The sequence below is a fragment of the Pseudarthrobacter raffinosi genome (assembly GCF_023913835.1).
GTDB classification, from domain to species: Bacteria; Actinomycetota; Actinomycetes; order Actinomycetales; family Micrococcaceae; genus Arthrobacter; species Arthrobacter raffinosi.
In genome coordinates this window covers 46,185-72,260 of record NZ_JAMXBG010000006.1, presented here as the reverse complement: position 1 = coordinate 72,260, position 26,076 = coordinate 46,185, and the positions used below count along the sequence as shown (strand labels likewise).

The 26,076-nt window shown below is 65.9% G+C and carries 24 protein-coding genes; 13 read left to right on the top strand and 11 right to left on the bottom strand.

What is annotated here, in order from left to right:
• Positions 1-48 precede the first annotated feature (48 nt).
• Positions 49-555: a hypothetical protein gene (locus tag NG697_RS07735; protein ID WP_252610210.1), complete on the bottom strand. Its 507-nt coding sequence runs from the start codon at positions 553-555 to the stop codon at positions 49-51.
• Positions 556-757: 202 nt separating this feature from the next.
• Between NG697_RS07735 and NG697_RS07730 the strand changes: the two genes are divergently transcribed.
• The gene (locus NG697_RS07730) at positions 758-1,063 is read left to right on the top strand and encodes a hypothetical protein (RefSeq protein ID WP_252610212.1); all 306 of its coding nucleotides are present in this window, start codon (positions 758-760) and stop codon (positions 1,061-1,063) included.
• Positions 1,064-1,078: 15 nt separating this feature from the next.
• On the opposite strand, the gene NG697_RS07725 is transcribed toward NG697_RS07730, so the two are convergent.
• The 4 genes from NG697_RS07725 to NG697_RS07710 all read right to left on the bottom strand — a co-directional run bounded on the left by NG697_RS07725 (position 1,079) and on the right by NG697_RS07710 (position 3,618).
• Positions 1,079-1,696 (bottom strand): DedA family protein, encoded by a 618-nt coding sequence (locus NG697_RS07725; protein WP_252610214.1) that lies wholly within the window; start codon positions 1,694-1,696, stop codon positions 1,079-1,081.
• An 88-nt stretch (positions 1,697-1,784) separates the two neighbouring features.
• Positions 1,785-2,462: a hypothetical protein gene (locus NG697_RS07720; protein ID WP_252610217.1), complete on the bottom strand. Its 678-nt coding sequence runs from the start codon at positions 2,460-2,462 to the stop codon at positions 1,785-1,787.
• A gap of 30 nt (positions 2,463-2,492) precedes the next feature.
• Positions 2,493-3,206, bottom strand: a complete 714-nt coding sequence (locus tag NG697_RS07715; RefSeq protein WP_252599799.1) for an AfsR/SARP family transcriptional regulator — start codon at positions 3,204-3,206, stop codon at positions 2,493-2,495.
• Positions 3,207-3,414: 208 nt separating this feature from the next.
• Entirely contained in the window at positions 3,415-3,618 is a 204-nt protein-coding gene (locus NG697_RS07710; protein WP_252599798.1) for a hypothetical protein, read from the bottom strand.
• A gap of 212 nt (positions 3,619-3,830) precedes the next feature.
• Here NG697_RS07710 and NG697_RS07705 point away from each other — a divergent pair, with 212 nt between their 5' ends.
• From NG697_RS07705 to NG697_RS07690, 4 genes are all read left to right on the top strand, one after another.
• On the top strand, positions 3,831-4,025 hold the full coding sequence (locus tag NG697_RS07705) for a hypothetical protein (RefSeq protein ID WP_205630648.1): 195 nt from the start codon (positions 3,831-3,833) through the stop codon (positions 4,023-4,025).
• Positions 4,026-4,085: 60 nt separating this feature from the next.
• Positions 4,086-4,286: a hypothetical protein gene (locus NG697_RS07700; RefSeq protein ID WP_157768951.1), complete on the top strand. Its 201-nt coding sequence runs from the start codon at positions 4,086-4,088 to the stop codon at positions 4,284-4,286.
• Between the two features lie 88 nt (positions 4,287-4,374).
• Entirely contained in the window at positions 4,375-6,846 is a 2,472-nt protein-coding gene (locus NG697_RS07695; protein ID WP_252610219.1) for a MinD/ParA family ATP-binding protein, read from the top strand.
• 30 nt (positions 6,847-6,876) lie between these two features.
• On the top strand, positions 6,877-7,410 hold the full coding sequence (locus tag NG697_RS07690; RefSeq protein ID WP_252610221.1) for an O-acetyl-ADP-ribose deacetylase: 534 nt from the start codon (positions 6,877-6,879) through the stop codon (positions 7,408-7,410).
• On the opposite strand, the gene NG697_RS07685 is transcribed toward NG697_RS07690, so the two are convergent.
• Positions 7,395-8,405: an RluA family pseudouridine synthase gene (locus tag NG697_RS07685; RefSeq protein ID WP_252599834.1), complete on the bottom strand. Its 1,011-nt coding sequence runs from the start codon at positions 8,403-8,405 to the stop codon at positions 7,395-7,397. The genes NG697_RS07690 and NG697_RS07685 overlap by 16 nt on opposite strands.
• Before the next feature lie 207 nt (positions 8,406-8,612).
• On the opposite strand from NG697_RS07685, the gene NG697_RS07680 reads away from it, so the two are divergent.
• Together NG697_RS07680 and NG697_RS07675 are read left to right on the top strand one after the other, a co-directional pair.
• On the top strand, positions 8,613-9,290 hold the full coding sequence (locus tag NG697_RS07680; protein ID WP_252599795.1) for a winged helix-turn-helix domain-containing protein: 678 nt from the start codon (positions 8,613-8,615) through the stop codon (positions 9,288-9,290).
• A complete protein-coding gene (locus NG697_RS07675) occupies positions 9,283-9,975 on the top strand; it encodes an SRPBCC family protein (protein ID WP_252610223.1) in 693 nt (230 codons plus the stop codon). Before NG697_RS07680 ends, NG697_RS07675 begins: the two co-directional genes overlap by 8 nt.
• 122 nt (positions 9,976-10,097) lie before the next feature.
• Here NG697_RS07675 and NG697_RS07670 read toward each other — a convergent pair whose 3' ends face one another.
• Positions 10,098-10,673: a TetR-like C-terminal domain-containing protein gene (locus NG697_RS07670; protein WP_252599793.1), complete on the bottom strand. Its 576-nt coding sequence runs from the start codon at positions 10,671-10,673 to the stop codon at positions 10,098-10,100.
• A 79-nt stretch (positions 10,674-10,752) separates the two neighbouring features.
• Here NG697_RS07670 and NG697_RS07665 point away from each other — a divergent pair, with 79 nt between their 5' ends.
• Positions 10,753-11,256 (top strand): DUF4188 domain-containing protein, encoded by a 504-nt coding sequence (locus NG697_RS07665; protein ID WP_252599792.1) that lies wholly within the window; start codon positions 10,753-10,755, stop codon positions 11,254-11,256.
• A 19-nt stretch (positions 11,257-11,275) separates the two neighbouring features.
• On the opposite strand, the gene yczR is transcribed toward NG697_RS07665, so the two are convergent.
• Entirely contained in the window at positions 11,276-12,814 is a 1,539-nt protein-coding gene (gene yczR / locus NG697_RS07660) for a MocR-like transcription factor YczR (RefSeq protein ID WP_252613944.1), read from the bottom strand.
• 61 nt (positions 12,815-12,875) lie between these two features.
• On the opposite strand from yczR, the gene yczE reads away from it, so the two are divergent.
• Positions 12,876-13,562, top strand: coding sequence for a membrane protein YczE (gene yczE, locus NG697_RS07655; protein ID WP_252599790.1), 687 nt, complete (start codon positions 12,876-12,878; stop codon positions 13,560-13,562).
• Positions 13,563-13,622: 60 nt separating this feature from the next.
• Here the strand turns inward: yczE and NG697_RS07650 are convergent, their stop codons facing one another.
• The 3 genes from NG697_RS07650 to NG697_RS07640 form a co-directional block, all read right to left on the bottom strand.
• Positions 13,623-14,468: an Fpg/Nei family DNA glycosylase gene (locus NG697_RS07650; RefSeq protein WP_252599789.1), complete on the bottom strand. Its 846-nt coding sequence runs from the start codon at positions 14,466-14,468 to the stop codon at positions 13,623-13,625.
• A complete protein-coding gene (locus tag NG697_RS07645; RefSeq protein ID WP_252599833.1) occupies positions 14,461-19,539 on the bottom strand; it encodes a DNA glycosylase AlkZ-like family protein in 5,079 nt (1,692 codons plus the stop codon). Before NG697_RS07645 ends, NG697_RS07650 begins: the two co-directional genes overlap by 8 nt.
• Positions 19,540-19,661: 122 nt before the next feature.
• Entirely contained in the window at positions 19,662-21,212 is a 1,551-nt protein-coding gene (locus NG697_RS07640; RefSeq protein WP_252599788.1) for an FAD-dependent oxidoreductase, read from the bottom strand.
• A 181-nt stretch (positions 21,213-21,393) separates the two neighbouring features.
• Here NG697_RS07640 and NG697_RS07635 point away from each other — a divergent pair, with 181 nt between their 5' ends.
• From NG697_RS07635 to NG697_RS07620, 4 genes are all read left to right on the top strand, one after another.
• A complete protein-coding gene (locus NG697_RS07635; RefSeq protein WP_252599786.1) occupies positions 21,394-22,404 on the top strand; it encodes a LacI family DNA-binding transcriptional regulator in 1,011 nt (336 codons plus the stop codon).
• Entirely contained in the window at positions 22,401-23,375 is a 975-nt protein-coding gene (locus NG697_RS07630; RefSeq protein WP_252599784.1) for an ABC transporter permease, read from the top strand. The genes NG697_RS07635 and NG697_RS07630 overlap by 4 nt, the downstream gene beginning before the upstream one ends.
• Before the next feature lie 7 nt (positions 23,376-23,382).
• Positions 23,383-24,342 carry a carbohydrate ABC transporter permease gene (locus tag NG697_RS07625; protein WP_252610795.1) on the top strand — a complete coding sequence of 320 codons (960 nt, stop codon included), beginning with the start codon at positions 23,383-23,385 and terminating at the stop codon, positions 24,340-24,342.
• Positions 24,343-24,427: 85 nt separating this feature from the next.
• Entirely contained in the window at positions 24,428-26,035 is a 1,608-nt protein-coding gene (locus NG697_RS07620; RefSeq protein ID WP_252613943.1) for an ABC transporter substrate-binding protein, read from the top strand.
• Positions 26,036-26,076: the final 41 nt, after the last annotated feature.

Below are 26,076 nucleotides of genomic sequence, written 5' to 3'. Positions count from 1 at the left end.
CCATGTTGCACAGCCAGCGGCCCGCTGACCTCGCCGAACGGATCGCTCTTACGGTTCGGGGCAGTGAACATTCGGGTTGTAGGTTGCCAGGACGCCGTCCGGATTACCTTGCCACAGGTATGCATGGAGGTCGTAGTGGATTGGCATGCCGGGAGCGTGCCCGAGCATTGGTCCGTCGAATGCCTTGCCGAACATGCTCGGCCGGTCTGTGTCGGTCGCCAGGTCCTGGTCGGCGTCGACCTTAAACCACTCCGCTGCGACCAGTCTGAGCTGGCCCGTTTTGTTCGCTGCATACGTCAGTGCGTCCGGGACCAATGGATTCATCTGACCGAACTGACTGAAGTTGACGTAGTGAAAGCCCATGCCTGGAACGCACTCACCCACGGGCTGGTAGCCCGCGGCAATGGCCGCACTAACGTCGTGATATTGGGTTGTGGCCTGTCGCACTTCGGCCAGGTCACTCCGGCTGCCGGCGGAGGCGACGCCGATCCCTAACATTGATGCCAACATGCCTGCCGATACCGCCGCAATCACTCGCATTGTGGTCCGTCTCATGTTCGGTCTTCTTTCTTGATGATTGTCAGGTGTGACTATGAGACCGAGGCCACAGTCTAGTCCTGTCCCGCGCGGAAAACCATGGTGGTGCGGTTCCTGACGGACCTCGGCAGCTGCTTGAGGTTATTTGCCTGACGCTGGCGCCGTCCAGCTGTCCCACCACAGGGAAGGGACCAGGAACACGCCGTATTAGGGTTGAGGCATGCCTTCGTTCCAGACCCGCCTGAAAATCACCGGACTGAAGCCTGGCAACCCGCCGGAAGCCGTGATGGCCGCAGCGGTCGAGGCGTTGGAGACCCGTCACCATGTGGAATCCAACCAGATCGAACTTGCCGCCGGCGTCCCCCAACTGAACCTCCGCTTCCTCGTGGAGGCGACCAAATACAGCGGTGAGAACCAGCAGGCGCGCGAATCGGCAGCGATGATGCGCGACGCCGTCGAACGCGTTGCACTCACCGGCTCACTGACGGTGCTCCGCCGTAACCGCGGCCGCTGGGCGCCCGTTTAGCTCAGCCGTCCCAGCTCACTCGCCGGGGGCGGGCTCGTCCACGGGTGAGCGGGTGCCGCGCCGGCGGGTGACAATGACGCCGACGGCGGCCCCGATCACCAGGCCCAGCAACACGCCGATTAGCGAACTCGCCCAGAACGGCAGGTTGGTTGCCGATCCCGTGAAGTAGCCCAGGCCCACCAGCCAACTGGCCCAGAGGACCGCGCCGAGGCCGGCGCACAGGCTGAACCCCGGGGCCGAAACGTCGGCGATGCCCGAAGCCGCCGACGTCGCCAGCCGCCCGCCCGGGATGAAACGGGCGCCGATGATGGTTCCGTAGGTGGAGGAGCGGCCGGCCTTGGCGATGGCCGCGTGGATGCCCGTATGGACCTTGCGGCCCCAGCGCCAGCGGTCCAGGACATGGCTGAGCCGGCGTTTAAAGAGCTGGAACACCACCATGTCGCCGACCCAGGAGGCCACCGCGGACAGTGCCCCCACCAGGAAGACGTTGGCCCGGCCGTCGGCCGAGAGGGCGCCGCCGGTAATCACCACCATCTCTGAGGGGATGGGCGGGAAGATGGCATCGCCGAGGACCACGGGGATGATCCAGAAGTAAATCGCCGCCCCCCAGCTGTCGGCGTTGCCAAAGTCCATGGCCACAAAGTACCGCACATTTGCGCGGCAGCACGGCCTGAGCCGGCCAGCGGCACGGACTTGCCGGGCGTTGGGTTCAGCGAGTGCCTCAGTACCCGGTGCCGATGTTCCGACGGCGTGGACGTGGGGCTCCGCCAGGAACTTCCCTGGGGACGTGGCTGAGGTGCCGGGCCGCGAGGAAATACCAGTACGGCCAGGCGACCCACGCTGTGGCGCCAAAGGCTATTCCCGCCCCGCCGATGCCCCAGCGGATCCAGGCCGGCGCCTGTTCCACCGCGGTCAGCGCCGCCAGGGGCAACGCCACCAACAAGGCGCCGCCAATGAACTGTCCCAGCTTCGCGAGATCCCGGGGATAGCTGCCCCTCTTGAGCAGTGCCCGGTGGGCCAGCAGGAACCAGCCGGCCTGGACCATCATTGCCCCCACCGAGATGCCAGTGGACACCGTGAAATCGAGCTTCTTCGCGACCAGGAGGAACGAGCTTGCTGATCCTGCGCCACTGGCCGCGATCACCAGCCATTTGGCGGCCTCGGAGCCGGGTGTGCGGCGCAGGCGCCGGTGAACCTGGACGATCACCGGGATGATCACCAACTGGAAGACGCCGCCGGTGGCATCGTTGATGGTGCCGAAGACGTAGGGTCCGTTCTTTGGCACTTCGATGGCGTACATGGCGCCCAGTGATGCCACGCCTACTACGCCCAGGCCGGCGGCCGCGTAGGCGAACTTGGCCGCCGTGCGGTCTCCGGGGATTTCGATGAGGGTATCCATGATGATTCCTCGCTCAGTGCAGATGCTCGCTCAGTGCGGATGGAACGCAGAGACAAGCTCGCTCAGCTGGCTTGAGGGAAGGACGCCGAGTTCGCCCTCCAGGCGGCTGGCAAACATCGTGTAGGCGCGGACTGCGGCGGCTCGGTTCCCGGCGGCCAGATGGGCCTGGACCAGCAGCAGATGCGCGGATTCCCTCAGTGGTTCGATGCTTGCCGCGGACAACGCCGCGATAACAGCTTTGCCGGGTTCACCGGCCGCCAGATGTTGCCGGGCCATGAGCTCCAGCGCGCTGAGGCGCAACTGCCGCAGCCGCTCCTGTTCAAATATCACCCAGTCGTCGTACCAGCCGGGCAGCAGGTCAGCCCGGCTCAGGTCGTCGAGATAGCCGTCAGGAATCCGGGCTTCAGGCTGGGACTGCAGGGTGGCGACGTGGCGCTGCAGCGCCGTGACATCGACCCTGACCGCTTCGTGAAGCTCCAGCGTGTCCGCGCCCGTCAGGAGAAGGTGCGGGAACGCGTGGGAGATGCACCAGACGGTGGTGCGCAGGTTCCCGGCAGCCTGCGTTTCGCTGCTTTTTGGCCACAGCAGGCCAGCCAGGAAACTCCGGTGCCTGCAGCCCAGGAGTCCCACACACGCGATGAGCCGCTGTTCCCGGCTGGCCACCGTCACGGTATTGGTGCCGCGGCGCAACCGCCAGGCCCCCAGCAGGCTTAGATGCCAATCCTGTGCGAGAGCCACCGTCATGCCTATCCCCTTCAAGCGACCGGACAACACGCGATACCCCAGATAACCATCGTGGCACTGGGGCGCATCATGTCAAGGCAATTTAGTAACAGGGGTTTTTGAGGTTTATATACCGGCAATAAGTCCACATACTGGTCAATCAGTATGGCGCCGGTTGTCATTCAATAAGGGCTTGCCGGAATCGACTCAGCCGATAAGGAATCTACGGTTATGCGCTGGCAGTGGTTTCTGATGCCTTCAGCACATCGAGCCAACGCTGCACAGCCAAAATGACTTCTTCTGCATCGCCGGCCGTCTCCACAATTTCCTGGTCCTGGCCCGGATGGCTGGAGATCAGGCGTGCCCGTACACGATGGTTCTGGGCAGGCTCCGCCCACGCGCGGATGACCATGGTGCCTTCAATGTCCGCCATGAATCGGCGCCTGCTTTCCTTGTCTGCAATTTACGTCGTCCAGGAACATTACTGTCCAGTATGACCATCTTAGGCAAAGATTATTCGGCGCCCAAGTCATAACTGTCACCACATTAGTCTTATGCGACAACGGAAAAATAACAGCCCAGTAACGAAGCCACAACGGGGCTACGCGTTGACTGATCGCGGGACGTCGAAAGGGGGTGATTGACATGATGAAGGAACTTACCGTTCACGAACTGGAAAGCCAGAAAGTGGAGCTGTTGCCTTCGCGGGAGACCCTGTTTCTGGACACGAATTGGGCGGGTGTTTACGCAAGCAACTCGTCTGTGGCTCTGAACGCTGCGTCGTTCTTTGCGGTAGCACACAGCACTGCGCTTCAGAACATCGCCGTAGTCCAGGGTTAAGTCCGTCTATCATCCGATATCTGGACCCTGGGATTGCCCGGGGGAGAGAGGTGAGGTGCTATGACGGCATCAACCGCGCTATTACCGGTGGATCTCGACGCCGAGGTTGCAGAACTGCTTCCAATGAGGGAAACGCTGTTCTTCAACATCAACGTTGCTCCCGTGATCGCCGTGAACCTTTCGATCGCCATCAATGCGGCCTCGATCGGTTCAATCGCGAACTCGGCCGCCTGGCAGGAAGTGATCGTCCTGCAGCAGTAGGTCCGCAGGATCAACAGGAAACCCGGAGGGCATGCTTCAGCGTCGGAGCATGCCCGCCGTTCTTAGTGGCTCAACCTAGGTGGGGACCGTGACCACAGCACCCGAAGCTGACTTTGTCCGGCATTGGTCGCCGTCACCCGGGCTTGTTTTCCTGGGACCGGTTGAGGGGTCTGGTCTCAAGGACCGCAGCTACCTGCTGCAGCGCGGAGACGGGCAGATTGTCCAGCTGTCGGAGCTTCTCCAGCTGGTCATGGCCACCGTCTCGCCGGAGAAATCCGCTGATGAGCTGGCGCGCGATGTCAGCGACGCCTACGGCCGCGAACTCGGTGTGAGCGGACTCCTCCACCTCATCGACACCAGGCTGGCGCCGATGGGCCTCGTTCACGACGCCGATGCGAACTTAGCCGAGGCCGGGCCGCCGCCGCGGGCAAACCCGTTGCTGGCCCTGCGGCTGAGGGGAACGCTGCTGCCGGAAAAGGCAGTCAACACGCTAGCCCTGATCCTGGCCCCGCTGTATTGGAGTCCGGTGGTGGCCACCGTCCTGGTCGGGCTGGCCGCCGTCGACATCCTGGTGCTGGCCAGGGGCGACTTCCTGGCTTCCCTGGCGCAGGTACTTCTCACGCCGGCGCTGCTCCTTGGCATCTTCGCGATGCTGACGGCGGGAGCCGTGATCCACGAACTGGGGCATGCCACCGCGTGCCGGTACGGCGGCGCCAGGCCGGGAGTGATCGGCGTCGGCGTCTATCTGGTCTTCCCGGCATTCTTCACCAACGTCACCGACTCCTACCGATTGGGCCGGGCGGGCAGGATCCGCACCGACCTTGGCGGGCTGTACTTCAACTGCCTGTGCCTGATCGGCCTGGGCGGCGCCTACCTGCTGACAGGGCAGGGCTTTTTCCTGCTGGCGGCGGCACTGATGCATTTCGAGATGATCCAGCAGCTGGTGCCGACGCTGCGCTTCGACGGCTACTTCGTCCTGGCCGACATCGCCGGTGTCCCCGACTTGTTCAACCGAATCCGCCCGGTTCTGCTCAGCCTCATTCCCGGACGCGCGGTGGATCCGCGGGTTGCCGAGCTCCGGACGTTCGCGCGCCGCATCGTCACCATCTGGGTAGTCACGGTGGTGCCGCTCCTGTGCCTGGCGCTGGGCTGGATGTTGCTGAACCTCCCCATGATCATCGAGCAGACCGCTAACGCCATCCGGCAGCACGCGGGGCTCGCCAGCGAGGCCATCGCCGCCGGCGACCCGGCGGCCGCTGCGCTCTCCATCCTGTCCATCCTGATGCTGTCGCTGCCGGTGATCGGCCTGGCCATTCTGCTGTACCGGTTGCTGTCGGTCCTCCTCGACCTGCTTGGCCGCCTCGGCAGGCGCCTGTGGCGAATGGCGGCGGAGCCGGAGTCCGTCGTGCCACGGCACCTCCGGGCAGTGAAGCCGCAGACAGTGAAGCCATTACAGATGGGGCAGCCGTTACAGATAGGGAAGCCACTACAGAAAGGAAGGTCCGCCATGGCTATCGCAGTCCCTCCCGCGGCCATGCCCGACGAGGTCCCCCCGGCGCCATTGCGTGCTCCCGCCCATTTTCAAGCCCGCGCGGCCCTCCCGGCCGCAGCCATTCCCGACGACGTTCCCACCCTCCAGGATTTCCTCGCCGACAGGCCCACCCAGCCCGCCCCGCCGCTCGCCGAATTGGGCTGGCAGGGCGCTGTCCGGCGGCTCAGCCGCAATTCCCTGAGCCTCGGTCCCGGCAGGCGGGAACTCGCCCACCTGGACGCCGTCGAAGAGGTTCAGCGGCGCCTGGACGGCCCCCGGACCGTCGTCGTGGTTAACCCCAAGGGCGGCGCCCACAAGACCACGGCAACCCTGCTTCTGGCCGCGACGCTGGGCATCCAGCGCGGCGGGTACACGCTTGCCTGGGACAACAATGAAACGCGCGGAACCATGGGGTGGCGGGCGCCTCTGGCCGGGCACGCCGGCACTGCCGTTGACCTGATGCGGGAAGTGGACCGCTTCGAAGACCCTGTCCTTGGCCGGATCGGGGACCTGGACCGCTATGTGCGCTACCAGGGATCCTCGCAGTTTGATGTGCTGGCCTCGGACGAGGACGCGGCCGGGGCCGCCACCATCGGCAGCCGTGAATTCGACCGGCTGCACTCGGCGCTGCGCCGCTTCTACCGGATCATCATGGTGGACACCGGCAACAACATGCGGTCCTCGAACTGGGAAGCCGCTGTGGCGGCGGCGGACGAGTTGGTCATCGTTTCCACGGTCCGCGAAGACACGGTGGCCAGTGCGGTCTGGCTCGTGGACGGGCTGCGTGAACGCGGCTACCAGGACAAAGTCAGCAACGCCGTAACCCTGCTGGCCGCGCCGTCACTGCACACCGATCTGCAGCTTCATGACAGGACCCGGACCCACTTCGAGACGCTGACAAGGGAAGTCCTCGACGTTCCCCATGACAAGTCCCTCGTCTCCGGCGGGCCGCTCAACTACCAGGCGCTGATGCCGGCCACCCGCGAGGCCTGGTTGCGTGCCTCGGCTGCGGTGATGCGGGGCCTATGAGCCGCACCCCGTAGGTGGGAAACTGGCGGCATGCGGATCATCATCCTCCAAGGCGATATCACCACACGCACGGTTGACGCGATCGTGAACGCGGCCAACTCCAGTTTGCTGGGCGGTGGCGGTGTGGACGGGGCCATCCACCGGGCCGCCGGGCCGGAACTGCTGGCCGCCTGCCGCGAACTGCGCGAAACGGACCTGCCGCACGGGCTGGCGCCCGGAGCGGCCGTCGCCACTCCTGGATTCCGTCTGCCGGCACGCTGGGTAATCCACACTGTTGGGCCCAACCGGCACGTGGGGCAGACCAACCCGGCGCTACTGGTTTCGTGCTTCAGCGAAAGCCTGCGGCTGGCGGACTCGCTGGGTGCGGCTTCCATCGCAGTCCCGGCGGTGGGCGGGGGAGTGTACGGCTGGCACGGGCGCCAGGTGGCGGAGGCCGCGTACGACGCCGTCACAGGGTTTGGTGCCTCACTTCCGGCCAGCGCGCTCGAGTTGGCGGAGTTTGTGCTGTTCAGCCCCGAGATGGAGCAGGCCTTCAAGACGGTGTTCGATCAGCGCGGTGTTTGAGTAGCCTTGCTGAGGTGGAGCCCGCTGCGGTACTCCACGGGCTTTTTGCTGATGGGGTCGACAAAGCGGATGCCGCGGGCCAGAAGCTGCAGCGGCTTGGAGTAGTCGTCCGGGGCCTTGTCGAGCAGATCGGGGTAAAACGCGTCATTCACGATTCCCAGCCCCAGCGAGGCCATGTGGACCCTGAGCTGGTGCGTTTTTCCGGAGTGCGGCTCCAGTCGGTACCGCGCCAGGCGGGCGGAGTGGGTTTCGGCGAGGTTGGTGCCAGCCGCAGGGGTGCCAGGCGCGCGTGTGCCAGCGGCACCTGCTGAAGTGCCGCCGTCGAACGTTTCAAGCCGTTCGATCCGGGTCTCCGCGTTCGGCTCGCCGTCGATCACTTCGGCCAGCAGGTAGCTGCGCGACTTGGTCATCCGGTTCCGGACCACCACGGGGAAGTCGACGGCGGGGTGTCCGGCGGCGGGCTCCGCGGCGGAGACGCACTCGTATTCCTTCTGCACCTGCCGCTTCTCGAAGAGCACCTGGTAATTTCCGCGGGTTTCGGGGTTGGTGGACAGCAGCAGCACGCCGGCGGTCATCCGGTCCAGGCGGTGCATGGGGATCAGGTCCGGCAGGTTGAGCTGGTTCCGGAGCCGGACCAGGGCCGATTCCTGGATGTAGGTACCGCCGGGGGTGGTGGGCAGGAAGTGCGGCTTGTCCACCACGAGGAGGTGGTCGTCCTGGTGCAGGATGCTGATTTCCACCGGGATGCGGGTCTCCGGCGGCAATGAGCGGTAGTACCAGATGAAGGTGTGGTCCTCGAGCCTGGTGGCCCGGTCCAGGGCGACGCCGCCCTCGCCCACGATCTCGCCGGCGTCGAACCTGTCCTCGATGCCCTGCGGATCGATGTGGCCCCACCGGTGCATCATGTAGTCCATCGCGGTGGTCCACGGCCCCTCGTCCGGCAGGCGCAGGCGGGTGGCGTTGACGCCTTCGCGCACGGGGAGGGGGGATTGCATCACCGGTCCATTCTACTTTGCCGGGTCCCTTGGCCCCGCCCCGAGCCCGCCCCAGCCCGCGCCCGTTTAGACGGTTCCCTGCGCACTCGATGGTTGGACCCATCGATCGGGCAGGGAACCATCGAATCGGAGTGTTCCCGGCGACCCTGACAACCGACGGTAAAAAAGTTCTTGACAATAAAAGTTGTCGGTTGGCAAGATGGACGCATGTTGGACATCGAAGTGATCGAGGACCCGGCCGCGGCGGAAGCGTCGTTGGACCCGATCCGGACGCGCATCCTCCAGGAACTCGCGGAGCCGGGGTCGGCCACGCAGCTTGCCGCCAAGGTGGGCCTGCCGCGGCAGAAGGTCAACTACCACCTCAAGGCCCTCGAGCGGCACGGACTCGTGGAACTCGTGGAGGAGCGGCGCAAGGGGAACGTCACCGAGCGCGTCCTCCAGGCGACGGCAGCCTCCTACCTGATTTCCCCGGTGGCCCTCGCGTCGGTGGCACCGGATCCGCACCGGTTCTCGGACAGGTTTTCGGCCTTCTGGCTGCTGGCGCTCGCCGGGCGGATGGTCCAGGAGGTGGGTAAGTTGATCGCCGGCGCGGCCGCGGCCAGGCAGAAACTGGCAACGTTCGCCATCGACGGCGAGATCACCTTCCGGACGGCCGCGGACCGGGCAGCGTTTGCCGAGGAACTCGGTGTCGCCGTGACCCGCCTGGTGGAGAAGTATCACGACGGCGGCGCGGTCGCCGGCCCGGGCGGCGCCCCGGCAGGCGGCTCGCCCCCAAGTGGCACTTCGGCGGGGGGCGGACGAAAGCACCGGCTCGTCGTCGCTCTTCACCCCGTTCTCAAAACCCCCATCAAACCCCTCTCAGCGAAGGAGCAGGACAATGACTGACAACCGTGAATTTGAGATCGTGTACGACACCGAACTGCCCGGCACGCCCGAGCGTGTCTGGGAAGCCGTGACAAGTGGAACGCCGGCGTGGATGTTCCCCACGGACCAGTGGCCGGACGTCAAGACCGTGCAGGAGCATCCCACGCATCTCGTCTCCCGGATGGACGGCCCGGATGGCTGGTTCAACCAGCTGGAGCACGTGCTGGAACCGCTCGACGGCGGCCGCGCCCGGCTGCACTATGTCCACAGCGGGATCTTCGCCGACCAATGGGACGAGCAGTACGACGGCGCCAGCAAGCACACGGCGTTCTACCTGCACACGCTGGGCCAGTACCTGCAGTACTTCGACGGCAAGCCGGCGGTATTTACGGACATCCAGTCTCCGACAGCGTCGCAGACCCCGGACGGTTTCGACCGCCTGAAGAAAGCTATGGGCGTGGATTCTGCGGCGCGGGGTTCCGCCGTTGAGCTGGAGCTCGACGGCGTGGGGCGGCTGTCCGGGGAAGTGGACTTCTCCAACGAGAACTTCCTGGGCCTGCGGACGTCGGATGCGATGTACCGGTTCTTCGGCCGCAACGCCTTCGGTGCTCCGGTGGGTATGACTGTGCACGACTTCAGCGGCAGTGGTGACTCTTCAGCGACCACCGAGGCCTGGAGCGGCTTCCTCGAAAAGGTCTACGCGTAGGTTGGCCTGAGGCCGGCGCACGGTTATCGACTCGCACATTATCTGGCGCACCGGGAAATCCACCTGCGTCAGATAATTTGCGCGTCGCGGGCGGATCGGCGCGTCGGGAAAGTCCGGTCGCGTCAGGCGGCCCAGCCGCGGGCGACCGCGTCGAGGGAGGCGCTGTAGGCCGCGGCCCAGTCTGCGTCCGGCGGGCCCACCTGGGCCAGTTCCAGGCTTACAAGGCCGTGGACCTGCCCCCAGATTGCGACGGCGACCATTTCCGCCGGTGCCTGCAGCACGGTGCCGGCAGACTGGGCGGAGGCCACTGCTTCCATTAGGGGCTCCATGGCATCGGCGGCAGCATCGGGGCTGGGCTGGCAATCGACGTAGGCGGCCAGTGCGCCGCCGAACATCAGCCGGTAGAGTGCCCGATGCTCCAGCGCCCAGGTCCGGTAGGCCGCGCCGAGTCCCCGAAGCCCGCCCGGGGCCGCGGCCACCTGTGAGTCGCGGAAGGACCGGAACCCGTCGTCCACGACGGCCGTCAGGAGCTGGGATTTTCCGCCGAACAGCGAGTAGACGGCCGTGGTGGACGTGCCGGCGGCCGCTGCCACATCCCGCAGATTGACGCGTGCGGGACCGTCGTGGTCCATCAGGTCAGCCGTGACGGCCAGAAGGCCCTGCCTGAGGGAATCGTTATGCACTACGGGTCTTGCCATGGAGTCCATTGTTTCATAACCTTGTTTCGTAACGGTGTTATGAAACAAGGTTATGAAACCGCGAACCGAAGGAGTTCCCATGGCGCAGAGGGTATTTCCGGGCCGGTACACCGCTGACCCGGGCCGCGAATCGGTGACGGTCTTCCTGATTGGCATGCGGGCGAACCGATGGTGGAAGGTCGGGACCGTCGGCAAGGTGGCTGCCGCCATGCCGCGGATGCTCCAGCACCTGGCCGCCGACCCCGCGGCAGGAATGCTCGGCTGTGAGCAGTGGTTCGGGCGCACCACCATCCTGCTCAGCTACTGGGAGAGCCCCGAGCACCTGCGGAAGTTCGCCGCGGACCGGGAGTCCCCGCACCTGGAACCGTGGCGACGATTCATGAAGGAACTTTCCGGGACCGGCGACGTCGGCGTCTGGCATGAGACGTACCAGGTGCCGGCCGGCGGGATCGAGGTTGTCTACAACGGGATGCCGGAGTTTGGGCTGGCCAAGGCGACGGCGCACGTCCCGGTCGGGGCCGGGACCAATACGGCCAAGCAGCGGATGGGCCGGGCCGCAGGCCGCGGTGCCAGCGGCAGCTGATCCCGAAAGCCCACGCGCGTCACGCGATAGCCAGGACCGGCGCGTTCTTCAGGGACCGGCGGAGCTGCGGGGCGGCATCGAGCCGATCCTGGGCTGAGCGCAGGGCCAGGACGGCGGTCTCCAGCTGGTCCGGCGGCAGGGTGAAAGGTACCCGGAGGTAGCGTTCGAACGCGCCGCCGATGCCAAACCGCGGCCCGGCGGCCAGCCGGATACCAAAGTCCGGAGCGATCATCGTCAGCGCCGTGCTGACCGGTGCTGGCAGCCTGCACCAGACGGACAGTCCGCCGGCCGGGCGTACCGTTTCCCAGTCCGGCAAGTGTCCGGCAAGGAGCTCCAGAAGTGCGGTGCGGTTGTCCCGGAGGGCGCTAAGCCGGGCGGGCAGCGGCTCGTCGAGGGCGCGGACCAGGTGGGCGGCCGCCAACTGTTCCATAAGCGGTCCGCCCAGATCCAGGGACGTCCGTGCCGCCGCAAAGCGCTGGATCATGGCTTCGGAGGCGCGGATCCAGCCTGTCCGAAGTCCGGCCCAGTGGGATTTGCTGAGCGAGCCGATGGTGACCACGGCGGGACTGAAGGCTGCCACCGGGCTGGTTTCGACGCCGTCGAGGTTCAGCTCGCGGAGGGTCTCGTCCACCACCAGGACTGTCCCCGCCGCCGCGGCCGCCCGGACCAGTTGGCGGCGCTGGACATCGGGCATCAGCTGCCCGGTTGGGTTGTGGAAGTCCGGCACAACGTACGCCATCCTGGGACGCTGCTGTGTCATGGCGGCCTGCAGGGCGTGCATGTCCCACGCCAAGGCGGGCGCACCGCCGTCGGCCTTTTTGGTGCTGGCGCCCTGGGCTGTGGTGAACGCCACCGGAATGGCCCGGCAGCCGGCCGTGCGGATCGCATCCAGGGCATTTGGGTAGCTGGGGTGTTCCACCAGCACCCTGTCCTGCCGGCCCGCCAAGGCGCGGATGATGATGTTCAGGGCGTGCTGCGCGCCCGAGGTCACCAGGATCTGTTCGGCAGTGGTCGGCACGCCGGCCGCCGTATAACGTGCCGCCACCGCCTCGCGCAGGGGGAGCAGGCCCATGGCGTCGTAGCCGAATCCCGGCAGCAGGGCGGGAAGCTCGGTGAGGGCTGCCGCGAACGCGCGATGTACCACCTCGCCGCTGGCGGGCAGCGATGCGTAGGCGAGGTCGATCAGACCCTCCGGTGCCGCGAGCCCGGGAGACGTTGTTCCGGGCGTCCGCCCCGCGGTTGTAAGGCCCGGGTCCGTGAGCACCGTGGTACCCAACGCCGTCAGGCGCGGAATCCGGGTCCGGCCCCTGCTGCCCTGCCCGCTGCTGAGGAAACCCTGCTCCCGGAGGTGGCCGTAGGCGGCTGTCACGGTGGTGCGGCTGACGCCCAGCGCCTCAGACAGTGCCCGCTCGCTGGGCAGGGCCGTGTCCAGGGCAATCCGGCCGTCCAGGACCAGGAGGCGGACGACGTCGGCCAGCTCGCGGTAGGCGGGCGCGACGCCGAGGTTCCACTCGCCCAGGAGACGGGCCAGCGCGGACGGGTTCAGCGAAGGGGACATGGGGCCAGTATCTCAGACTGGCTATGTAATTCAATGCCAGTTGTCTGGCAGGGTTGTCGTTATGTTGACCCGCAGACTCCTCCAGCTCTTTACCGGCCTCGCCATGTACGGCATCTCCCTGGCCATGTTCATCCGTGCCGGACTTGGACTGGATCCATGGGATGTGTTCCATCAGGGGGTGGCCGGCAGGACGGGGCTGAGCATCGGCGTGGTGGTCATCATTGTGAGTTTCCTGGTGCTGCTGCTCTGGATCCCTCTCCGGCAGTGGCCAGGGTTCGGCACGCTCTGCAACGCCGTGCTGGTGGGCGTTTTCGCGGACATCGGCCTGGCCTTGATCCCCGCGTTCTCGCATCTGGGCGGCCAGATCGGCATGCTCGCAGGCGCCGTGCTGCTGAACGGCATCGCGTCCGCCTGCTACATCGGCGCACGGTTCGGTCCGGGGGCCAGGGATGGCCTGATGACCGGGCTGGCACGGCGCACCGGCTGGTCCGTGCGGGTCTCGCGCACCCTGATCGAAGTGGTGGTGCTGGGGGTCGGCTGGCTGCTGGGCGGTTCCGTGGGCGTGGGCACGGTGGTCTACGCCCTCGCCATCGGGCCGCTGGTCCAGCTGTTGCTTCCGCGGTTTATGGTGCCCGCAGCTCTGCCAGCCGAACCTGCAGTCCTCGAACAGGATGCCGGCGAGTTCGATGCCGCCGAGTTGGACGCTGGCGAGCCGGTCGCCGTCGAACGCGTGGCCAGGACTCCCTAGGACCGCCTCGAACGGCCTGGGACTGCTTGGGATTGCCTAGGACCGCTCAGGACACGACGCTCAGGGCAGCATCGGCTGGCACTGCGGGCAGAAGTAGATGTCCCGTTCTTCCTCGCCGTTGGGTTTGCCCAGCACACCGCGGCGGATGGGGGTCCGGCATTTCAGGCAGGGCTGGTGTTCGCGCCGGTACACCCAGTAGCCCGGGCGGCCCGCCATCCGTCCCACGGGCATGCCTCGCGGGTTGAGGACGGTCACCCGGCGTGCCGGGCCCAGGTTGGCTTCCAACAGCTGCTTGGCATCGGTCATCATGATCCGGACGTTGTGGACAGCTGAGACCGGAGTCGCCGGGTGCACCCCGGACAGGAAGCAGGCCTCGCAGCGGTAGATGTTGCCGATGCCCGCCAGGTTGCGCTGGTCCAGCAGGGCGACGCCGATGGGTACATCGGGTGCCGCGCGGATCCGCTGCTCTGCTTCGGCCGGGTCCCAGTCCGGACCCAGCAGGTCCGGGCCCAGGTGGCCCACGATGGTGTCCTCGTCCGCGGTACGGACCACTTCCACGATGCCCAGGGAGAATCCGACGGCGTCCGCTGCCGCCGTGCGCAGGACGCACCGGGCGGTGAATCCAGGCTTCCGCCAGCGCCCTCCCGGCGGATAGACCTGCCAGGTGCCTTCCATCTTCAGGTGCGAATGGATGGTGAGCTTCCGCTCCTCCGGTCCATTCCCGTCCGGTCCCAGCACGCGCATCAGCAGGTGCTTGCCGCGCGGGACCACCTCCGCCACGGTCCAGCCGGCCAGGTTGAGCGTTGCGAACCTCGGCACGCGGAAGTCCGACGCAACGAGCGTCTGCCCCGCCAAGGCCTTGTGCAGTTCGGCGGCGGCCCGCCAGACGGAATCACCTTCAGGCACGGATTCTCAGACCTTTGGGCGTGGAGTATGCCCCGGCGGCGGCCAGCGCCGCTGCCACCGGCGTGTCCAGGATGCCGTGGCCGTTGACCTTTTCCATGATGAGCTTGTCCACGGCTCCCCGGGTGACCACACCTACTAAAGCCGCGCCGGCGGCGGACAGCACGGCTGCGTCCTCGCTGAAGGCCAGCAGCGTTTTGCCGCCGCGCTCCACATAGAGGACCAGGGCGCCGTCTACCATGACCACCAGCGCCCCGGCTTTCCGCCCAGGCCGGTGGCCCGTTCCGGCCTCCACGTCGAGGGCAGGCCAGGACAAAGCAGCCCCATAGGGGTTAGCAGGATCCGTGGCCGCAAGGGCCAGTGCCATTGGCTCGGGCTTTGCCAGCTGAGTGTCCTCGGAATAGGAGCGCAGCCGGTCCACGGTTGCGGGGACAGCGAACTGGGCGGCCCCGAGGTGCTCGATGAAGTACCCACGACGGCAGCGTCCGGCCTCCTCCAGCCGGGCCAGCACCTTGTACATCAGGCCGAACCCGCCCAGGATCTGCTCCGCCATGACCGATCCCCGGGTCACCACGCCATACCGGTCCAGCAACAGTTCAGCCGTGGCCCGGGCGTGGATGGTGGCGTCCAGCTCGGGCGAGGGCAGGGCAGACCAACGACCCGCGGCCAGCGGGGGTGTTGCCGCAGTGCCCGACAATGAGCCGTACCGTCCGCCGCCCAGCGCAGGTGAGCCCAGCCCGGGCGATCCCAGAAGGCCGGTACCGTGCGAGCGGCCGAGCCTGCTCAGCCTGGGGGCACGGGCGCGGGGCGAGCGGGCCACTTGGCGGTGCGCCGTGTGGCCGCCGGCGATGAGGGCGCGGACCGGGGCGAAGGTATCTCCGGTTATGCGGCCCGCCCACGCCAGATCCCACAGCGCGGACACCACTTCCTGGTCGCTGAGCACCGCGTCCATGCCACCGGCCACGTCCTTCAGCTGGCGGAAGAAATAACCGCCGCCGTTGTTCCTCAAGTGGTCAAGCAGGCGTTGCTGCGCGTCTCCGGGTTCATATTCGACGGCGGGATTCAGCGTCAGTTCGGCGGAATCGGCCAGGTGGAGGCTGACCCAGCCGTCGTTTCCAGGCAGCGCTCCCGCCCCGGACCAGAGGACCTCACCGGCGGCCATGAGCTCGTCCAACATGGCGGGCTGGTAGTTCGAAACCCTGCTGGCCAGGACCAGCGGCTCCCACGCCGAAGCAGGTACCGGCACGCCGGACAGCTGGTCGATCGCGGTGACAATTCCGTCCAGCCCCCGCAAGGACGGCTGCCCGCGCCCGGCTCCCGGCGTACGGACATGCTGCCAGGCCGGCAGGAAACGCCCATAGGCGGCGGCGTCCACCGGTTCCACTTCGGCGCGCAGGGCTGCGAGCGAACGACGCCGGAGCTTGCGGAGCACTTCGGCGTCGCACCATTCGCTGGTGGTGGGCGCGGGCAGGTGCGTCTGCATGGATCCTTCCGGGAGCGGTTGAGCCGTTTGGACATCCTCAACTGGTGTGTCGTCCGATGGCCCATAGTTGGCCGCCTGTTCCGGCGGGGCGGCGTGCGGCCGGAACTCGCCTTCTACCACGCGACCGTCCGCGGCGAGCCGTTTCAATGCGGTGTTGACCACGGCGACGCCAAGCCCCAACCGGGCCGCGGCTTCCGTCGACGTGAAGGGTCCGTGCGTGCGGGCGTACCGGGAAACCAAGTCGCCCAAGGGGTCTGCCACCGGTTCGATGAAGGCAAGGGGAACGCCCATGGGCAGCGGAACGCCGATGGCATCACGGAGCCGGGCGGCATCCTCGACGGCAGCGTAGCGCTCGGCACCGCCGATGTTGACTCTTATGGCCCGGTTGGCCCGCAGCAGTGTGGTCAGGTGCGTCGTGGCCAGAGGAGTGTCGGCATGCGGGGTTTCGACAGGCTCAACCCCCGGCGATGGCTCAACCCCCGGATCGGCTTCCGGGGTTTCGACAGGCGGAGCCTCCAGGCGGGCGGCGACCTCTTCCGGCGTCAGCGGACCCAGCAACCTGAGAAGATCGGCGACGCCTTCCATGCCGCGGGCCCGGCGGTCCGGCGCAAGGCGCTGGAGTTCAAGCTCGGTGGCCTCGATGACTTTCGCGTCGAGCAGTTCACGGAGCTCAACGCGGCCGAGCAGCTCGTTCAGGAGCGTCGAGTCCAGGGCCAGGGCCGCGGCCCGGCGCTCGGCCAGGGGCGAGTCGCCTTCATACAGGAACTGGGCCACGTACCCGAACAGCAGGGACTTGGCGAACGGTGAGGGCTGCTGTGTGGTGGTCTGCACGATCCTGAGTTCGCGTCGTTCCACCGAGGCCGCAATGTCCTTCAGGGCCGGGAGGTCGTACACGTCCTGGAGGCATTCGCGGACGGTCTCCAGCACGATGGGGAACGTGGGGTATTTCCGAGCGACGTCGAGCAGCTGCGCCGACCGCTGGCGCTGTTGCCAGAGCGGCTGCCGCTTGCCGGGGGTTTGCCGCGGAAGGAGCAGGGCACGCGCCGCACACTCCCGGAAGCGGGAGGCAAACAGCGCACTGCCGCCCACCTCTGCGGTGACAATTTGCTCCAGTTCTTCGGGGTCAAACAGGAACAGCTCGGCGCCGGGCGGCTCGTCCTCCATCATGGGGACCCGCAGCACGATGCCGTCGTCCGCCGCCATGGCAGAGCCGTCCAGGCCGTACCGCTGGTGGAGGCGCTGCCCGACGGCGAGTGCCCAGGGAGCGTGCACCGGCATCCCGAAGGGGCTGTGCAGGATCACCCGCCAATCGCCCAGTTCGTCATGGAAGCGTTCCACCACCAGCGTGGTGTCGCAGGGGACCACCTCGGTGGCCAGCTTCTGTTCACTGAGGTACTGGATCAGGTTGTTTGCGGCGAATTCATCCAGGCCGCTGGCCTTGCAGCGTGCGGTGGCAGGGCCGACGTCGGACGCGGACAGCTCACGCACGAAGGCGCCCAGGGCACGGCCCAGGTCAACGGGCCGCCCCAGTGAGTCCCCCTTCCAGAAGGGAAGTTTGCCCGGCTGGCCGAAGGCGGGGGAGACCAAGACGCGGTCATGAGTGATGTCCTCGATCTTCCAGCTGGTGGCGCCCAACGCAAAGATGTCACCCACCCGGGACTCGTAGACCATCTCCTCGTCCAGCTCACCGACGCGGCGGCCGCCCTTGGCAGGGGACGCGGCGGGTTTGCCATCAGCGCCCGGTGCACCGGAGCCTTCCACCTCGGTGCCGATGATGTACACACCGAAGAGGCCGCGGTCCGGGATGGTGCCGCCGGATGTGACGGCAAGCCGTTGGGCCCCGGGCCTGCCTTCGATGGTGCCGGCGTTCCGGTCCCAGATAATCCGGGGACGCAATTCGGCGAATTCATCGGACGGATATCGGCCGGCCAGCAGGTCAAGGGTTGCTTCGTAGGCGGACCGGGGGAGGGACGCGAACGGGGCGGACCGCCGGACAGTGGCGAACCATTCCTCCACATCGATGCTGCCCAGGGCGGTGGCCGCGACGGTCTGCTGGGCCAGGATGTCCAACGGATTGGCCGGGACAAAGAGCCGCTCGATCTTCCCTTCGAGCATCCGCTCCACGGTGATGGCCGTGTGCACCAGGTCTGCCCGGTGCTTGGGAAACAGCACTCCCTGCGAAATTTCCCCTACCTGGTGCCCGGCGCGGCCCACGCGTTGGAGTCCGCTGGCCACCGACGGCGGTGATTCCACCTGCACCACGAGGTCCACAGCGCCCATGTCGATGCCGAGTTCCAAGGACGAAGTGGCCACGACGCAGCGCAGCCGGCCGGACTTGAGATCATCCTCAATGAGTGCCCGTTGGTCCTTGGAAACGGAACCGTGGTGGGCTCGGGCCAGCAAAGGATCGGCTCCCGCCGTGCTGCCGGCCTGCGCCATCATGTGGGCCGGCGTCGCGGTGGACGCAGGAGTGGAGGCAGGACTGAAAGCAGGACTGAATGCCCCGTCGCCGGACGGAAAACCTGGATCTGCGGCACCAGCATCAGGCGAGTCCCAGCCGCCGCCGACCGCGATCAGTTGCCGTTCGGCGTAGATCTCGTTGAGCCGCGCCGTGAGCCGTTCAGCCAGGCGACGGGAGTTGGCGAAGACGATGGTGGACTGGTTGGCCAGCACCAGGTCAACGATCTTTTCCTCCACATGGGGCCAGATCGAGGCCTGGGGCTGCAGCCCGGATGCCGGACCGGAGTCGAAGGCGCCCGCGGCGCCCGGGAGGTCGGACATGTCCTCCACGGGGACGGATACGGTGAGGTCCCAGTTTTTCCGTGACGGCGGGGCCACGATTTCCACCGGCGCAGCACCGGCCAGGAACTGGGCCACCAACTCGCGCGGCTCCACCGTGGCGGAGAGGCCGATCCGCTGGGCGGGCTTGGACAGCAGCGCATCCAGCCGTTCCAGGGAGACCGCCAGGTGCGCGCCACGCTTGGTTCCAGCCACGGCGTGGACCTCGTCAACGATGATTGTGTCCACCTCGGTGAGGGTCTCGCGCGCCCTGGAGGTGAGCATCAGGAACAGCGATTCCGGCGTGGTGATGAGGATGTCCGGCGGGTTGCTGAGCAGCGCGCGACGGTCCGCCGTCGTGGTGTCACCGGACCGGACCCCCACGGTGATCAGGGGCGCTGGAAGTCCCAGCCGCTTGGCAGTCTGGGTGATCCCGATCAGCGGCGAGCGGAGGTTGCGTTCCACGTCCACACCGAGGGCTTTCAGCGGCGAGATGTACAGGACGCGGGTCTTGCGTTTGGGCGGGCGGGGGCGTCGTCCTTTGGCCTGCCCTTTCACCGGCCCTTTGACCGATACAGCATCCACGCCCGGCAATTCAGGGTCACCCAGTTCCGGAGCAGGGGAAGGGGCCTCAACGAGCAAACGATCCAGGGCCCAGAGGAACGCCGCGAGCGTCTTTCCTGAACCGGTGGGTGCCACCACCAGTGCGTGCGAGCCGGACGAGATGGCGTTCCAGGCGCCGGTCTGGGCAGGGGTGGGCTCCGCAAACGCGCCAAGGAACCAGTCCCGCGTGGGCCGGCTGAAACGGCCCATGGGTTCCTCTTTGCGCCCGGCCGGGCGGGCTGCGTGGCCCGCTTCCGCTGGCTGATCCTCCTGCATTCCTCCATCATGCCCTACCCCACCGACAGTATTGCCGGCAGCGTTGGAGGCGTGGATCAACGCTGCTCAAGCCTCGGAAGATCCTTGGTGGCGGGTCCTTCGAGGAGCTTGCCGTCCGGGCTGAAGCGCGAGCCGTGCAGCGGGCAGTCCCAGGTCAGTTCGCTGTCGTTCCAGTGCACGATCCCGCCCAGATGCGTGCAGACGGCGGAGACCCTGCAGGTGGTGCCGTCCACAGTGGAGACCGCCGTGGGCCGGGCGCCGTCGCGATATACCCGCCCGCCGTCGTCGGCCGGTACGGGACCTCCGGCAGTTGCCTCCGGAACCGCGGTTTCGGCAGGCTCAACCACCGGCCTGCCACTCACCGACTTGCCAACCGCCAGCTTCCCCCAGTCGGTGGCCAGCCGCGCAGCCACGCCCGCGTTGACGGCGACGGCGGTCAGCGCCCCGCCCGGAGACGTCACGCGGTGATGGATCGTGTTGGCCCAGCGGAGGCTGCCGCCGAGGATGTCCGCGGAGATGCCAAGGGCGGCGGCCACCGCGTTGGTCATGCCCCACTTGTTGTAACCGGTGCCGAAGAAGATGTGGCCCCGGCCCCGTGGCAGTTTGCCAAAGAAGGGCATGAGGTTGGTGGCCTGGTAGTCCTGGGCCGACCACGTGTGGGTGGTTACCGCACCCGGGAAGTGTCCGGTAGCCCAGTCGAGCAGTCCCGACAGATGGGACTTTTCCGATTCAGTCCGCCCCACCTGATGCCCGTGCCCGCCCACAAGCAGGAACTGACGGCCGTCAGCCTCATAATCCCGCAAGGAGTGGGTGGGTTCCTCGGCGGAGAGGTACATTCCGGGCGGCGCGGTGACCCCGGCAGGCAGCTCCAGGGCCGCGGCGTAGGAGCGTAGGGGTTTGAGTTTGGTGAAGTAGAGTCCGCGGTCGAGGACGGGGATTCCGGTGGCGAGAACGACGTTGTTGGCGGTGACGGTGCCCTGGTCTGTGTGGACAATTAGTGGTCCGCTCCCGGAGACATTCCGCAGCCGGGTCCTGCCTACTACGCTCCCGCCGCGGGCACGGACGTCCCTGAGCAAGGCATCCAGGACGTCCATAGGGTTGATCTGGGCCTGATCGGTCAGCAGGAGGGCGCCTTGGATGGGGAAGGGGAGGCGTGCATCGCGCACGTACTCCACGTCCAGGCCGGCGGTGGTCGCGGCGCCGAGGTCCTCAAGCAGGCGCTCGGTCCCTTGGGCAGTGGTGGCGTAGGTGTAGGCATCCCGGCGCTGATACGGCACGTGGTGTTCGTCGAGGTAGCGGAGCAGCCACGACTGCCCTTCCCGGTTGGCCTCAACGTAGGCCCCAACCTGCTTCTGCGCGTACTGTCTGGCCAGGGCAGACAGGACGGTCCCCTGCAGCAGGCTGACTTTCGCCGTTGTGTTTCCGGTGGTCACGGCCCCGGGAAATCTGGCCTCCAGGACCTGGACGCGCTGCCCCGACCTGGCCAGCAACAGTGCGGTTACCAGCCCCGTCAGACCGGCCCCCGCCACCACGGTGTCGTAGCGGCTCCCTGCCTCGAACGGGTCAGAGCTGAATGATTGCCCGCGGTCCAACCAGAGCGACGTCATGGAAGCTAAGTGTACTTATCAGCGTCTGTCAGGCCCAGAGCCCAGAGCGATGCGGATCATCTGTTGACGCCCGATGTGATGCACGCTACAGTTGACCGAAGTTATACGAATAACCCACAAAACCAACTGGCCCGAGGAGGTGCCCATCATGGCTGGATCACGGCCAAAGTCAGGACCGACAATGCACGACGTCGCTGCTGCTGCCGGTGTTTCACAGGCCACCGTGTCATTGGTGCTGAATTCGGCCTCCGGGTCGCGTTTCTCCGAGGATACGCGTAAGCGTGTTCGGGACGCCGTGAACCGGCTCGGCTACCGCACGAACGCCCACGCTAAAGTTCTTCGCGAGGGCGTGGCCGGCATGATCGGTTTCATCGGCGATTCCGTGGCCACCACTCCTTTTGCGGGCGCCATCATCGAAGGCGCGCAGCAGCGGGCATGGGAGGACGGGCTCCTCCTGCTCTCGGTAAACACCGGTGGTGACAGGCAGCTCGAGGCCGCTTCCTTGGACACCATGCTCTCTTATAAGGTTGCCGGCGTGGTCTACGCCGCCATGTATCACCGCCGGCTGGAAGTTCCGGAGGCCCTGGCGGGCGTCAGGTCCGTAGTGCTGAATTCGCAAGACAGGGTCGGTCGGGTCCCGAGTGTCGCCCCGGACGAGGTCAAAGGCGGGTATGCGGCCACGAGTCGACTGCTCGAGGCAGGCCACACCAGGGTGGGGATGATCAATATCGAAACCCTGGAAAGCGGTCTTCCTGCCGCCGTCGGCCGCTACGAGGGCTACTGCGCGGCACTTGAGGAAGCGGGGCTGGACGTTGATCCGTCGCTGGTCCGTTTCGGTCAAGGCGGTGAGGAACATGGCTACAAGTACGCGATGGAGCTGCTGACCTCCAGCAACCCGCCCACCGCGATTTTCTGCGCGAATGACCGTGGCGCCTGGGGCGCCTACCAGGCCGTCTCGGACCTGCGGCTCTCAATCCCCGGGGACGTCTCGATCGTGGGGTTCGATAATCAGGCGACTCTGGCGCCGTTTCTTCGCCCCGGACTGACCACTTTTGAATTGCCGTTCGTCGCCATGGGCCGGCGCGCGGTTGACCTGATCCTCCAGGACGCGGAACCCGATGGCCGGGTCGAGCTCATGGACTGCCCTCTGATCGAACGGAACTCAGTGACCCACCCTAAGGAGATGCCATGAGCCGCACCATCCCGGCCCGACGCGGGCGTCCGGTTGCGGCGCCGTTGCCGCAACGAAAAAATTCTCTTTCGCTCCGCCTGAAGAGGATTTCCCGTGCCTGGCAGTTATACGTATTACTAACCCCGGCGATCATCTACATCCTGGTCTTCAAATACTGGCCGATGTACGGCGTGCAGATCGCGTTCAAGAACTACAACCCGGTGGACGGGTTCACTGACAGCCCCTGGGTGGGCCTGACCCACTTCATCAGGTTCGTGAACTCCTACCAGTTCGGGCAAGTGGTCGGTAACACCTTGTGGATCGCCGTCCTGGGCCTGCTGCTTGCCTTCCCCATTCCGATCATCCTGGCTTTGCTGGTCAACCAGCTCCAGAGCGAGAAGTTCAAGAAGTTCACCCAGACGGTGCTGTATTCGCCCGCGTTCATCTCCACCGTGGTGGTGGTGGGCATCATGTTCGTGGTCCTCTCCCCACGGTCGGGGCTGGTGAACAACGCCATCCAACTGGGCGGCGGTGAGCCAATCTTCTTTATGGGTTCGGCGGAGTGGTTCCGACCCATCTACGTGATCTCTGATGTTTGGCAGAACGCCGGCTTCTCGATGATCGTGTACCTGGCGGCGCTGGCGGCCATCGACCCGGCGCTTCATGACGCGGCCAAGGTGGACGGTGCCTCCAAGCTGCAGCGTATCCGGCACATCGACCTCCCTGGCATCATGCCGGTGGTGACCATCCTGTTCATTCTGGCCATCGGCAACCTGCTCAACGTCGGCTTCGAGAAGGCACTGCTGATGCAGACGCCCCTGAATATCTCGACCTCGGAGGTCATCCAGACCTACGTCTATCATGCGGGCCTGCAGCAGGCGCAGTTCAGCTATTCGGCCGCCATCGGCCTGTTCAACTCCCTCCTCAACCTGGCGCTGTTGCTCGTCTTCAACACGATTGCGCGGCGGGCCAACCAAGCGACCCTGTGGTGATGCCGAAATGTCTCTGACAACCAACCCCCGCACAACCGACACCCCGAGCCGGACCATCAACCAGGGCCGCCCCCAGCGGACCCTGCGCGACAAATACGGCGACCGCGCCTTCAGTATCGCCGCCACAGCTGTCCTGATGCTGTCCATCCTGGCCGTGGTGTACCCGCTGTACTTCATCGTGATCGCCTCCATCAGCGACCCGAATGCCGTCTACGAAGGTAAGGTCTGGCTGTTTCCTTCCGGTATGACTACCGAAGGCTACGAACGGATCTTCGCCGATAGCCGGATCTGGAATGGCCTGGGCAATACCGTCATCTATACCGTGCTCGGTACCGCCGTCAGCGTCAGCACCATCCTGTGCGGCGCCTACGCCCTGTCCCGCAAGGACATGCCGGGCCGGAAGATCCTGATGCTCCTGTTCGTCATCACGATGTTCTTCGACGGCGGCCTCATCACCAAGTATCTGGTGGTCCGCGACCTGGGCATGCTGGACACCGTCTGGGCAGTGGTCCTTCCCGGCGCGGTCGGCGTCTGGAATCTCATCATCGCCAGGTCCTTCTTCGAGCACACCATTCCGAACGAGCTACGCGAAGCCGCCCAGATGGACGGGGCAACCGACTTCAAATTCTTCTTCAAAATGGTGCTCCCACTGTCCAAACCGCTGATCATGCTCATGATCATGATCCACGTCGTGGCCCAGTGGAACTCGTTCTTCGACGCACTGATCTTCCTCAACGACGACTCCAAATACCCGCTGCAGCTCGTCCTGCGCAACATCCTCATCCAGTCAGACGTCTCCTCCACCGGAACCACCGGCGGGGACATCGAATCCTATGCCGCCGCGCAACGGATCGCAGAGCTCACCAAATACGCCATGATCGTCGTCTCGAGCCTGCCACTCATGATTGCCCTGCCATTCATGCAGAAGCACTTCACCAAGGGCGCCATGATCGGCGCCGTCAAATAGCACCTCCCCGCATCGACCGCCCTGGCAACCGCCGTCGGACGGCAGCACACCCACCGCAAGAACCCACCTCAGAATAGGAATGACCATGTCACTCAGCCGTAAATACGCCGCCCTCGGCGCCGTCCTGGCCGGAACATTGATGTTCACCGCCTGCTCCGGCGGAGGCTCCGGCACCACGGAGATCAAAGACGCCTCCGCCGAGTTCGGCTTCCAGCAAACAGGCTTCCCGATCGTCAGCAAGCAACTCGACCTGACATTCTCCGGCACCAAGACCGCCCTGGCGCCGGACTACAACACCATGACCGTGGTGCAGGAATGGGAAAAAACCACCAATATCCACATCAACTGGGAAAACCTGCCCGAAACGGTCTTCCAGGAAAAAAAGAACCTCATCCTCGCCAGCGGGGACCTGCCCGACGCCTTCTTCAACACCGGCCTGACCGACGCCGAAATCGCCACCTACTCCGCCAGCGGCACCCTCATCCCACTCGAGGGCCTGATCGAAAAGAACGCACCCAACCTCTCCAAGCTGCTCTCCGAACGGCCGGACATCAAGGCAGCCATCACCTCCTCGGACGGGCACATCTATTCCCTTCCATCGGTGGAAGAACTCGGCCTGGTCCAGTTCCCCAATGAACTGATCATCAACACTTCCTGGCTGCAAAAGCTCAACATCCCGATGCCGAAGACCATCGACGAGTTCCACGACGCCCTGCTGGCCTTCAAGACCCAGGACGCGTCCGGGACCGGCAGGACCCTCCCGCTGAGCTTCAGGCCCGGCGGTTGGACCGGCGACATCGTTGACCTCATCGCGGCCCTTGGCGGAGTGCCGGACAACATGGACCACCGCATCGTCAAGGACGATAAAGTCATCTTCACCGCCACGCAGGACGGCTACAAGAAGGCCATCCAGACCCTGCACGAGTGGTACAAGGAAGGGTTGATCGACCCCGAATCCTTCTCCCAGGACGACAAGGCCTACCTGGCCAAGGGCAAGTCCGCCACGGAAAACCTCGGCTCCTTTGTCTGGTGGGAAATCCCCGAAATGGTCGGCGCTGACCGCGCCAACAACTACTCCATCGTCCCCGTGCTTGAAGGCGTGGACGGCAAACGGATCGCCAGCCAGTCCAACAACCAGGAAATCGCCCGCGGCGCCTTCGCCATCACCCGGACCAACAAATACCCGGCCGCGACCATGCGCTGGGCCGACAACCTCTACGACCCCATCCAGTCCGCCCAAGCGAACTGGGGACCCGTCGGTGAAACCCTCCAGAAGGACGCCAGCGGCCTCCTGACCCAGATCCCCGCCCCGGCCGGAACCAGCGAAGGCGAACGACGCCAAAAGGTCGCCCCGGGCGGCCCGAAGGCGAACACCGCAGAGAACTTCACAACCGTCGTCGCTCCCGAACCGCGTGCCGCTGAACGCCAGAAGGTCGTCAACGAATTTTACAAGCCCTTCGCCGGCAACGACGGCTACCCCCCGGTGGCCCTCTCCAACGAAGAACTGCAGCAGATCAGCACCATCCAGACGGACACCACCTCGCTGGTCAAGCAGAACGTCGCCAAGTGGATCGTCTCCGGCGGCATCGAGCAGGAATGGGACGGCTACGTCACCCAGCTCAAAAACGTCGGCATCGACAAAATGATCGAGGTCTACCAGCAGGCCTACGACCGCTACAAAAAGAACTCCTAGCTCCGAGAAGCCGGGTGGGCCGGCGCAAACCGGCCCACCCC